15 protein-coding genes are annotated in these 10,933 nt (G+C 45.8%); 11 read left to right on the top strand and 4 right to left on the bottom strand.

The features are described from left to right. Positions 1-7: 7 nt before the first annotated feature. Positions 8-925 (top strand): cytochrome c oxidase assembly factor CtaG, encoded by a 918-nt coding sequence (gene ctaG / locus GBH70_RS12705; RefSeq protein WP_151681394.1) that lies wholly within the window; start codon positions 8-10, stop codon positions 923-925. 65 nt (positions 926-990) lie between these two features. Here the strand turns inward: ctaG and GBH70_RS12700 are convergent, their stop codons facing one another. Continuing rightward, positions 991-1,350: a YugN family protein gene (locus GBH70_RS12700; RefSeq protein ID WP_151681392.1), complete on the bottom strand. Its 360-nt coding sequence runs from the start codon at positions 1,348-1,350 to the stop codon at positions 991-993. Between the two features lie 289 nt (positions 1,351-1,639). Here GBH70_RS12700 and GBH70_RS12695 point away from each other — a divergent pair, with 289 nt between their 5' ends. Then, positions 1,640-2,659 (top strand): CAP domain-containing protein, encoded by a 1,020-nt coding sequence (locus GBH70_RS12695; RefSeq protein ID WP_151681391.1) that lies wholly within the window; start codon positions 1,640-1,642, stop codon positions 2,657-2,659. 57 nt (positions 2,660-2,716) lie between these two features. Here the strand turns inward: GBH70_RS12695 and GBH70_RS12690 are convergent, their stop codons facing one another. Continuing rightward, positions 2,717-3,202 (bottom strand): PaaI family thioesterase, encoded by a 486-nt coding sequence (locus GBH70_RS12690; RefSeq protein ID WP_151681390.1) that lies wholly within the window; start codon positions 3,200-3,202, stop codon positions 2,717-2,719. Between the two features lie 224 nt (positions 3,203-3,426). Between GBH70_RS12690 and GBH70_RS12685 the strand changes: the two genes are divergently transcribed. The 5 genes from GBH70_RS12685 (at position 3,427) to GBH70_RS12665 (ending at position 5,677) form a co-directional block, all read left to right on the top strand. Further along, positions 3,427-3,831 (top strand): YlbD family protein, encoded by a 405-nt coding sequence (locus GBH70_RS12685; protein ID WP_151681389.1) that lies wholly within the window; start codon positions 3,427-3,429, stop codon positions 3,829-3,831. A gap of 15 nt (positions 3,832-3,846) precedes the next feature. Beyond that, positions 3,847-4,086, top strand: coding sequence for a YlbE-like family protein (locus GBH70_RS12680; RefSeq protein ID WP_151681388.1), 240 nt, complete (start codon positions 3,847-3,849; stop codon positions 4,084-4,086). Between the two features lie 148 nt (positions 4,087-4,234). Further along, positions 4,235-4,615, top strand: a complete 381-nt coding sequence (locus GBH70_RS12675) for a hypothetical protein (protein WP_151681387.1) — start codon at positions 4,235-4,237, stop codon at positions 4,613-4,615. Positions 4,616-4,676: 61 nt separating this feature from the next. Continuing rightward, positions 4,677-5,117: a YlbF/YmcA family competence regulator gene (locus GBH70_RS12670; protein WP_151681386.1), complete on the top strand. Its 441-nt coding sequence runs from the start codon at positions 4,677-4,679 to the stop codon at positions 5,115-5,117. A 284-nt stretch (positions 5,118-5,401) separates the two neighbouring features. Then, the gene (locus tag GBH70_RS12665) at positions 5,402-5,677 is read left to right on the top strand and encodes a YlbG family protein (RefSeq protein ID WP_151681385.1); all 276 of its coding nucleotides are present in this window, start codon (positions 5,402-5,404) and stop codon (positions 5,675-5,677) included. 36 nt (positions 5,678-5,713) lie between these two features. Here the strand turns inward: GBH70_RS12665 and GBH70_RS12660 are convergent, their stop codons facing one another. Next, positions 5,714-6,103, bottom strand: coding sequence for a DUF7147 family protein (locus GBH70_RS12660; protein WP_151681384.1), 390 nt, complete (start codon positions 6,101-6,103; stop codon positions 5,714-5,716). A 466-nt stretch (positions 6,104-6,569) separates the two neighbouring features. On the opposite strand from GBH70_RS12660, the gene rsmD reads away from it, so the two are divergent. Both rsmD and coaD read left to right on the top strand, forming a co-directional pair. Beyond that, positions 6,570-7,166 carry a 16S rRNA (guanine(966)-N(2))-methyltransferase RsmD gene (gene rsmD / locus GBH70_RS12655; RefSeq protein WP_151681383.1) on the top strand — a complete coding sequence of 199 codons (597 nt, stop codon included), beginning with the start codon at positions 6,570-6,572 and terminating at the stop codon, positions 7,164-7,166. Beyond that, positions 7,132-7,617: a pantetheine-phosphate adenylyltransferase gene (gene coaD / locus GBH70_RS12650; RefSeq protein ID WP_151681382.1), complete on the top strand. Its 486-nt coding sequence runs from the start codon at positions 7,132-7,134 to the stop codon at positions 7,615-7,617. The genes rsmD and coaD overlap by 35 nt, the downstream gene beginning before the upstream one ends. Positions 7,618-7,686: 69 nt before the next feature. Here coaD and spoVV read toward each other — a convergent pair whose 3' ends face one another. After that, complete coding sequence (gene spoVV, locus GBH70_RS12645) at positions 7,687-8,913, bottom strand: dipicolinic acid transporter SpoVV (RefSeq protein ID WP_151681381.1); 1,227 nt, start codon at positions 8,911-8,913, stop codon at positions 7,687-7,689. 148 nt (positions 8,914-9,061) lie between these two features. Between spoVV and GBH70_RS12640 the strand changes: the two genes are divergently transcribed. Together GBH70_RS12640 and GBH70_RS12635 are read left to right on the top strand one after the other, a co-directional pair. Next, positions 9,062-9,853, top strand: coding sequence for a patatin-like phospholipase family protein (locus tag GBH70_RS12640; protein WP_151681380.1), 792 nt, complete (start codon positions 9,062-9,064; stop codon positions 9,851-9,853). Continuing rightward, positions 9,850-10,902 carry a SepM family pheromone-processing serine protease gene (locus GBH70_RS12635; RefSeq protein ID WP_151681379.1) on the top strand — a complete coding sequence of 351 codons (1,053 nt, stop codon included), beginning with the start codon at positions 9,850-9,852 and terminating at the stop codon, positions 10,900-10,902. Before GBH70_RS12640 ends, GBH70_RS12635 begins: the two co-directional genes overlap by 4 nt. Positions 10,903-10,933: the final 31 nt, after the last annotated feature.

Here is a 10,933-nt window from a genome sequence, read left to right as displayed (position 1 = left end):
GGGGACTATGCCGTTTGAAATATTCGGGTTCCTTGCATTGTGGAGCCTGTATTTTTTCAGTGCAATCCTGTTGGTTGTTTTCTTTTATTTTACGCTTGCGGCTTTGTGCAAAAAATCTTTCTTAACCGAAGCGCCTCCAAGCAAGGTCCAGGCAGGCTTTTTTTGCACGGCAATGGCGCTTCTCTACATTGTAAAAGGATCCCCGCTTGATTTGCTCGGACATATTATGTTTTCAGTGCATATGTTACAGATGTCCATTCTGTGTTTGATTGTGGCACCGCTTCTTATGCGGGGCATTCCAGTCTGGATATATGAGAAATTTGTTCAGCTGCCTATTGTTGCGCCTGTTTTCCGGCTTTTTACCAGGCCGGTCATTGCGGTAAGCGGGTTTAATGTTATTTTTTCCCTGTACCATATTCCTGCGGTTTTTGATCAGGTGAAAGTGGTGCCGCTTCTCCATAGTGTTTATACGATTGTACTATTTATCTTTGCCATGTTCATGTGGTGGCCGCTGCTTCAGCCATTGCCCGGGGAATATCCGTTAAACGGTTTGAAAAAAATTGCTTATATATTTGCCAGCGCAATGCTTTTGACCCCTGCCTGCGGACTGATCATTTTCGCAAATGCCCCGGTTTACAAAACCTATTCCGACGGCGCGATGTGGCTTACGTCCATGCATTTGTGCGTCCCTGCAGAAAAACTTTCCACATTGGGCCGTTATGGTTCACCTGCGATATTTTCACCGCTGCCGGCGCTGGAAGACCAGCAGCTTGGCGGCGTCATCATGAAGATGGTGCAGGAAACGGTTTACGGCATTATGCTGGCCCGTGCCTTTTTTGACTGGGCAAAAAAAGAACAGGAGCCATCAGAAGAAGAAACAACCCCAATGCTTTCCGACCGGCACCGGCCGATGGAGCACCGGTAAAAGCAAAAAGCGGCCGCTCCCGTCGCGGAGGCGTAACATCCGTCCAGTGGGGCGGCCGCTTAACCTTATTCAGCAAAAACAGCCAAATCTTCTTTAAGCGCTTCCAAAACTTTTCTGCAATGTTTGATGAGGTCATGCGGAAAGTATTCATCATCCCCGTATTCGATACCATGCGGATAATAATATTTTCCTAAAATCGGTGGCATCAGTTGTATGACGGCATCAAATGAATCCACATCGCCTTCGGTTGCGTATCCCTGCACACGCAAATAATAAGTGCCTTCTTTAATTGTATATTTTTTATCATAGGTGACGCGTTCATAATCCCATTGGCCTGCCCGTACCATGCGGTGCCGTTCCATAATGTCATCAAGCCGTGTCAGATCCACCTTGAAATTTTCCAGCCCGGTATTGTCGAATTTCAAGAACCAATCCCTCCTATAAACGTTCCGGAATTGCACAGTAAAATTCCTCAATTTTATCTTATCTGAAAATAACCGGCAATGCAATGATAATATTTTTTATTTTTATATGTTCATATAAAGAGAAATATTCGATCTTCGGTCGAGATGCAGGATGCGGCTTCAAAAAAATTGGCGCTTTCCTGCTTATAAAGGTAAAATGTATAATAAAATCAATACAGTCAATAGATTATGGATCAGCCAAGAGGGGTGAAACCACCTGCGTATTTTTTTGAAAACAGCCGTGATTTTCGTGCTTATCTTTATAGTAGGGCTGTATTTTCAACTTCGCCCTGAAAACGGGGTGCTGCAAAACCGTTCTACAAGCCCGAAAGTCGATGACGGCACGAAAATAAATAAAAACGGCCAAAGCAATAAATATGGCCGCCCGAAAAGCGGAATGGCGGTATATATTGGAAAACCTGTGAAAAATTTAACAGCGCATTTCGGAAAACCTAAGCGGATTGACCCGTCGTCATACGGTTATGATTGGTGGATTTATAACAAGAAATCTTCCGGCTATTTTCAGGCCGGGGTCAAAAACGGCAAGATTAAGACCATTTATGCCGTCGGAAAAAAATTAAATGTGGAACCTTTCCGGATCGGGGAAAATGTAGAGGAAATTTACAGTTCCATTATGATGAATACGGATATGACTGTCCAGTCGTCTAAAGGCACATACCGTTTTGAACTGTCGGAAGAAGATTTAAATATACGTCCGCTTGTACAGCTCGGTGATGTGTATGCGCAACTAGCGCTTGATAAATTCAGCGGACAACTGCTTTTCATCCGTTTTATGGATAAAAATACATTGATGCTGCAACATCCGTATGAAATGGTTTACCGGGGTGAGTTACCCGAACCCGCCTCGGTCAGCGAAAAAAAATGGGCTGACATCGAGACCGGAAGCGCCCGGCAAATTTTTGACATTACCAATATCGTCCGGGAGCGGTTTGGCCTGAAAAAACTCGGCTGGGATGAAGCGGTTGCCGATGTAGCTTACAAACACAGCAAAGATATGGCAGTCAGGCATTATTTCTCCCATGAATCCCCAAAATATGGGGATTTAAAGGAAAGATTAAACGACGGCAAAATTTTATACACTTCGGCTGCGGAAAATATTGCAGCCCACTATATGGACGGCCCTGCGGCGGTGGAAGGCTGGCTGAATTCCGAAGGCCACCGGAAGGCCTTGCTGCAAAAAGATTTTACGGATCTCGGGGTCGGTGTTTACCAAAAATACTATACCCAGGACTTTATCCAAAAGCCTTAAGTAGAAAAACTCCGCCTGCATCCTTGCAGGACGGGGTTTTTAGCTTTTTCTTACACGTTATTTTAATTTTAATATGAAAAAAGAACCGGTGCAGTGTGCTATTTTCGTCCCATCATCCCGGAAGGCAATCCCTTCCATCACCATTGTTTTCGTCCCGCGGTGAATGACGTTTGCTTTTGCTTTTAAAAATTTTCCAGTTCCGGGAGCGAGATAGTGGATCGTCAAATTGGAGGTCACCGCCTGCTGCCCTGGCGGCAAAAGGCGGTTTGCCATGACCCCCATCACTGTATCAAGCAGCGTCGCGGTCACGCCGCCGTGCACGATGGAAAATGTATTATAGATTAACGGCGTCACAGGGATGGCCACTTCACATTCCCCTTCCCGGAAATCCGCTTCCATCAGAAAGAGGTCTTTAAAATATGTGTTTTCGTGTCCGGATTGTTTTTTGGCCAACCCGTTTAACATTTGCGACAACACGGTTAAATCTTCACCAGTTGCCTTTTCCAGCACTTTTTCGAATGTATCGCGCAATGCTTCTTTCATTTTTTGGATACCCTCTTCTATTTCAAAATTTTTCGGAGGGCCGGTAAAGCCCAAATAAAACATACACATATCGTACCAAAATTTACGGAAAATGAAAACCTTCACACTTAAGCGTAACGGGCATATGCTGGAAGATAGGAAGGTTACACAAAATGAGCTTTGGAATATTAAACGGGTTCCGTCCTATGAGATGCCGAAAATGTTTTCTTGCGGGGTGACCGAAATTGGGAACGAAAAAATTGCATCCTTCCGTCGAAAAATTTAAGTTGTTTACAAAAAGCCATCCTTTGATTTTGAAAGAAGTCCGGAGCGGAAAGAAAACATTACAGGATTTTTTTGAGGAATGGTATATATTGGGCGAGGATGATCCGAGCTGGATAAAGTACGAAGCGGAAGGCGACAATAAAAAGAAGGTAGAAAACGGCAACGGCGAAGGCGGCTGGATGACACAGCTTGGTTCGGTCCTGCAAAAATTGGATGTGGAACAGGTGCAAGGGCATTTGCAAAATCTCAGCGCTGCGATTGCGGCCGTGCAGAATTTAATCATGCAATTCCAGGCGCCTGCACAAGGGGGAAAATCACCGCAGCCGGTGCAGCAGAAAAACCCTTTTTCATTTAGAAAAGATTAAAAGGAGGTATTCCGGATGAGAGGTGATGTAATGGATTATATTCGCCAATCGAATGAGTGGAAAGCATTTTTGAGGGAACAGCCGATCTGGTACCGGAGATTATCGCGTCATCCTGAAGAATTGGAACAATTTCAAATCGCGTCGCTCCATTATTACCAAAAAACGATCCCCCAGCGGGTTGAAAAATTTACAAATGGGCTGCAGATGGCGCAGATGATGATGCATATGGTTCGGGCGATGTATGAGCAAGGATAATTTCGGTGTAGCTTCCGGATAAAAGGGTTTTGACTGCTGTAATGTAAATTGAGCAAAAGACAGCTGAGTAAAAAACGCGAAAAATTTTCCTTTTTTTTGAGTAAAGTAGCACTTTCTTGCGGAAAATAAACCGTGAGGAGTGATGATCATGAGAATTGCTGCAGGTTTGATTGCGGTATGTATCTTGCTTTCCGGCTGCGGCGGGCAGATCCCCCGCAAAGAGTGGAACGAGGTGGATGCGGCCACATATACGAAAGGCAATCAAGTATCTATCCGGCATTTTGTAAAAGAAGACGATTTATTTGTGGAATGCATTATTCCAAGCGTATCTTTTTCCGGCAGCAAGCATGCGAGGCAGGCAAAGATCAAGGTCTATGTGGACGGCGCATATGAAGGCGAGTACAACACTGCGGCGTTTGTTGTAAAAGGGTTAGAAAAAGGGGTACATACCGTGAAGCTGGAAGTGGTGGACAAAACGACGGATGCGGATTTGGGCATCCGCAGGCAGTTTTATATTACCGTTACCTGATGGCAGCCAATTCGCAAAGCTCCCTGAAACATGTTAAAATAGGCATGTGGAGGTGAGCTTTTTGCTTGCAACATTGGAAAGCGCGGAAATTCTGTCCGAGGCCGAAACCCTTGCCAGAATGGTCGTGGAGTCGGACGTTGCGGAAGAGTACCGGAAGTGCTACATCAAGATGCATTCCGATCCTGATACGCAGCGGAAAGTCCGTGCATTTATGCGCATGAAAGAACAATTTGAGGAAGTTCAGCGATTTGGCAGGTATCATCCTGATTACAAACGCATCAATAAAGAAACAAGGGAAGCCAAAAGGGAAATGGATTTGGATGAGAATGTCGCAAGCTTCAGGCGGGCGGAAAATGCTTTGCAGGATCTGCTCGACCAAATCAGCCTCCTGATTGGCAGATCCGTTTCAGAACATATAAAAGTGCCTACCGGAAACCCGTTTTTTGATTCTTCATGTTCCGGGGGCTGCGGGACGGGCGGCAGTTGCGGCTGTTCCGCATGAGTCTTTATTATGTTGGGCTTTGTTCAATTTTTGTTATCGCTAATTTCTGAGATTCCTGCGGGATAAGCGAGCAAGAAGAGACGCCTTGTGCCGGGGTATCGGCGAGGAGGCTCGCTGCGCAGGGAGCGAAGCGGATTTCGCGATCAAAAACATTAATTACTAACATAGTCTTATGATAAATTGGGCCGCAATCCGCTTCAAAAAGGATGCGGCCTCTCTGTTTTTATTGTTCTGCAAGGAGGGAATATGGTACACTCATATAAAAAGTACGAAGGGGAAACGATATGCTATCAGATCGGCAGGGTCTTATCATTTGGCTGTATCAGATGAAACACACGAAATATTTGCGGAGATTCGGCAATGTCCATTATGCGTCCAAAAAGATGAAGTATGTTGTGCTCTATTGCGACCGCGCCGAAATAGAGCATATAAAAGAAAAAATTGAAAATCTCCCGTTTGTGCGGAAAGTAGACTACTCTATGAAGCCGTTTTTAAAAACGGAATATGAAAATGCAAAACCCGATAAAGCAAAAGAATATGATTACAAAATCGGCTTATGACCGATTGGACATCCGGCCATTTTTCGGCCGGATATTTTATGTAAGCGGTGCGATAAGCTTGTTCATTCTTAAAATCCCGATTAAATACTGGTAGAAAAGTGTTTTATCGGTAAAAGATGTTGAAGGCCGGACTTCCAGTTCAACAATTTCCATATTTAAGTCCGCGGCGGTTTCCGCAAAAAGGCTGTACCTTTTATTCTGCTGGATGCGTGGATCCGGAATGCCTTCGAGGCAAATGTATAACGGCTGGAATTCCCCCGGGTCTGTCGGTTTCAAAACAAGGACAGGCGATGTGACCGCCTTTCCGCCGGTTATGGTATGAAGCGCAAGCATCCCCTGCAGGCGGTGCTTGTTCACTTTTGCAAGTTCTATCAGTTCAAACAAATCGGTGTATCCGTTCCCCAGTTCGATAAATCTTTGCTGCATCGTACATTCCCCACTTTTCATTTTTCGCTGTTTTTATTCTACTGCATCTCTCCCCTTTCGAAAAGCGGCAAAAATAAAGCTTCGTTTTTCCAGGGCGGTATGGTCAAAATTTACAATAAAGATGCCTGCCCCAGCTCTGGAAACGGAATTGAATAAAATTTTTATAAAGCTGCCCGGTACAGAAGGAAAATAAAAAACCCTGCAGAATATTCTGCAGGGCCCTTCCATATCCTTTTATTCCGGACAGAAGGCAAAGGGAGAGGAGAAACCGGAGGAAGAACTTATGGGGAAACGTAAGTCTTCTCCGCGGTTGGCAGCAACATCTTATTGTGATGCTGCTGTTATCAGTATGGCCAGCTTTTCCCAAATTATACTTTTGCATAAAATTTTAGCGAAAAACTTTTCCCCCTCTTAAAAAAATATGGTAGGATAAGATGGAAAACTTTTCGAATTCGTGGTGACCATCATGAGAGTTATTTCGGGCAGCCAAAAAGGAACAGTTTTAAAAGCCGTCCCTGGAATGGGAACGCGCCCTACGACAGATAAAGTGAAAGAAGCGGTTTTTAATATGATCGGCCCATATTTTAAAAAGGGGCTGGGCCTCGATCTGTATGCGGGCAGCGGTGGGCTTGGGATTGAAGCGTTGAGCAGGGGCATGGACAAAATGATTTTTGTCGATAAAGACCCAAAGGCGCTGCAAACGGTTAAAACGAACCTTGCAAAATGCGGGTTTAAAACCAGAAGCGAAGTATATCGGAATGATGCCGAACGCGCTTTAAAAGTGTTGGCAAAAAGGGGGCTTGCCTTTGATGCGGTTTTTCTTGATCCGCCTTATAAAAAGCAAAAATTAGCTGCGCTCCTGGAATTTATTGCTGCAAACCATCTGCTTGTTGAAAACGGTTACGTTGTTTGCGAACATGACGCAGGGCTTTCAATGCCGGAAAACATCGGCAATCTTATTACATATAAAATAGCGAAATATGGCATCACCGGAATCACGATATATACCAATAAGGGGGATGAGGGCAATGGGGAAGATCGCAATTTGCCCGGGAAGTTTTGATCCGATTACAAACGGGCATCTGGATATTATTAAAAGAGGTGCGAAAGTTTTTGACAAAGTGTATGTGGCCGTGCTGAACAATATCTCGAAAAGGCCGCTTTTCGATGTGGAAGAAAGGAAAGAATTGATCAGGGAAGTGACGAAGGATATCCCGAATGTGGAAGTTGATTCTTTCCAAGGGCTTTTGATGGAATATGCCGAATCCAAAAAAGCCGACGTGATTATCCGCGGTTTGAGGGCCGTTTCCGATTTTGAATACGAGTTGCAGCTGACTTCTATGAACCGTCTGTTAAATGACCGGATTGAAACTTTTTTTATCATGACCAACAACCAATATTCTTTCTTGAGTTCAAGCATTGTGAAAGAAATTGCCAAATACCACGGTGATATTTCCGAACTTGTTCCGGCTCCTGTAAACGAAGCGCTGAAAAAGAAATTCGGGAGTCAATAAATAGGCCGGAAAAGGGCGGGGGATGCCAATAGGGGCTCCCCTTTTTTGTTTTCTTGGCGTTTACTCCCTTCAGCGCCAATTTGTCCGACATGACTTGTAATAAAGGATGATGTAGATAATGAGGCAGGATATGGTCACAAGCGGACCGTTTGCTTCCAGCCATGCGGCAGCGCGGGCGTACAGCCCATGGCCCGCACCCGCAACCGGAGAGCCAAAAACCGTCTGCAATGCATCTTTTTCGGCAAAAAAGCGTATATACACCGGATTCCAGATCAGCCATACAATTGCCGCGGACAGGAATCCGTGCAACATGCGGGCAATAAAAAACGGCCGGAACCGGATATCTGTCTGGGCAAGGATGCTTGCCACCTGGGCCTGGATGCTGAACCCGCCGAACCCGAGCATAAAACTGGCGGCAATGACCTGCTGGAGCAGGGGGGATTCCCGTGCTTCGCTGATCATTTGGATGCCGAGCGTCATTTCAAACAGGCCGGATATGAGCGGGATGCTTAATTTTTCCGAGAAATGGGCAAGATGCAGCAGCCCTTCGGTAAGCAGCGCCAAAAAAGACGTAATATGCATGTACCGTAGCAGTTTATTAAAGACAGAGAATAGGATGATGAACCCTCCGATCATCAGTAGCGTCTGGATGGCGGACATCACCGCATCCCCGAGCAGTTTTCCGATCGGTTTGTTGTTTTTTATCCTTGTGGCATGCAGGACTCGTAATGCTTCTTTTAATAGAAATTTGTGTTTTCTCTTTGGGCGCCTGACTTCTTCATTTGTGCCGTGGAAGCGCATCACCAGCCCGACAGCAATATTCCCTACATAATGGGCCGCCGCAAAAATGATTCCGAGCGATGGATTGTGGAAAAAGCCGACCGCCACAGCGCCGAAAATAAAAAGCGGACTGGATGAGCTCGTAAAGGCAACAAGGCGTTCCGCTTCAATTTGCGTAATCTGCTTTTCTTGGCGAAGGCGGGCGGTAAATTTGGCTCCGGCGGGATTTCCGGAAGCCAGGCCCATCGCCCATGTAAAGCCGCCTACGCCCGGGACGCGGAAAAGCGGTCGCATCAAAGGTTCCAGAAGGACGCCGAGAAAGCGGACAACGCCAAATCCGATCAATAATTCAGAAATGACAAAAAAAGGAAAAAGCGAAGGAAATACAACTTCCCACCACATATTTAATCCTTGAATGGAAGCTTTAAAAGATTCATCCGGTAAAACAATCATGGAAATGGCCATCGTTGAGACGCTCAATGCTAGAATAGCACTTTTAAGTTTAGACTGATACAAACTGTGTTCCTCCCCTGCGTTGATCCATCCGCCGCACGCTGCGATTCTTTTTTTCTGTGTCGCTTGTCCTTATAAAACAATATACTCATAGGCCTGAAATTTAGACCATAAACTGTTCGGGAAGAGGCGTAAAAGAGGAGGGGGGACAATGGCGGACCGTCCGAAAATCGGATTGGCGCTTGGATCGGGTGGCGCCAGGGGATTTGCGCATATCGGGGTCTTGAAAGTACTGGAGGAAGAAGGGATTCCCATTGACATGATCGCCGGAAGCAGCATCGGGGCGCTTGTTGCCGCGCTGTACGGGGCAGGCCGGACCGTCCGGCAGATGCAGCAGCTTTCCGGCGCGTTCAAACGGAAATATTATTTGGATTTTAAAATCGGCAGAATGGGCCTGATTTCTGGGAAAAGAATAGAGGCGCTGATCAAATTGCTGACGCACAGGAAAAGGCTCGAGGATTTGCGCCCGCCCGTTGCTGTTGTGGCGACAAATCTCGCAAACGGGAAAAAGGTCGTGTTTACAAAAGGGCCTGTTGCAGAAGCGGTGCGCGCCAGTATTTCCATTCCCGGTATTTTTGTGCCGAAAAAGATCGGCGGCTTTTACCTTGTGGACGGTGGAGTGGCTGACCGCGTCCCTGTTTCTGTCGCAAAAGGGATGGGTGCCGAAATTGTCGTTGGAGTGGACGTGGCCGTCATAAAAAGGGAAGCGGAAATCCACCATATATATGATGTGATTATGCAGAGTATTGACATTATGCAAATGGAAATTGCCGAAAACCGGAAAATGGAAGCTGACGTGATGATCCGCCCGGACTCTTCAATGTACAGTTCAAGGGCTTTTACAAATGCGGAACAAATCATTAAGATAGGAGAGGAAGCAGCAAAAAAAGCAGTACCGAAAATCAAGCAATCGATGAATAGCTGGAAGGAGCAGAATGAATGAAGCATCGTAAATTCCGGCGGCGCGCCCTTATCGCTGCAGTTTTGGCCCTCGCACTGCTGTCTTTTGTGCCGCTGCCTTATTATATTGAAATGCCAGGCAGCGCCTTGCAGCTTGCCCCGCTCATTAAAGTAAAGGGCGGCTACCCGGAAAAAGGCAAATTTATGCTGACAACCGTCCGCATGGGACGCGCCAATCCGTATACGTATATATGGGCAAAATTGAGAAAACATGAGGATGTTGTCCCGGTTGATGAGATCATGGATAAGAACGAAACCGATGAAGAGTTTAATGTGTACCAGCTTTATTTAATGGAAAACTCAAAGCATAATGCAATTCAGGTCGCCTTTACGAAAGCGAAAAAACCGTTCCGTTCCCATTATAAAGGAATTTATGTACTGAATGTTTACGACGGGATGCCGGCCGCGAAAGTGTTAAAAGCAGGCGACCGGATTACGAAAGTGGACGGTCATGCATATAAATCCTCCAAAGCGTTTACGAATTTTGTCGCAAAGAAAAAAGCGGGCGATCAAATCACGGTCACATATGTGCGGGGTAAAAAAACAAAGACAGCCGAAATTGTGCTGGCAAAATTTAAGGAAAACCACAATAAAGCCGGGATCGGCATCAGCCTTGTTGACGACCGTTCGATTACATCGGATCCAAGCGTGAAAATGGATACGGAAAAGATCGGCGGCCCTTCAGCCGGATTGATGTTCACTTTGGAAATTTACAACCAGCTCACAAAGGAGGATATTACGAAAGGCTATAAAATTGCCGGAACCGGGGAAATTTCAACGGACGGGAAAGTCGGCCGCATCGGCGGGATTGATAAAAAAGTCATTGCGGCGGATAAAGCGGGGGCGGAAATCTTTTTTGCCCCGGATGACACAATTACACCGGAAATGAAAAAAGCGGATCCCGGCATAAAATCTAATTATGAAGAAGCAAAAGCGGCAGCAAAAGACATCGGGACAAAAATGAAAATCGTTCCGGTTAAAACGTTTGATGATGCCCTCGACTATTTAAACGGGCTGAAAAAGAAAAAATAACACCGGAAAGCCCTGCCCTGTACGGCGGGCT

Source organism: Weizmannia acidilactici, assembly GCF_008974225.1.
GTDB lineage: Bacteria > Bacillota > Bacilli > Bacillales > Bacillaceae_C > Weizmannia > Weizmannia acidilactici.
This window is presented reverse-complemented; position numbering and strand designations above follow the sequence as displayed.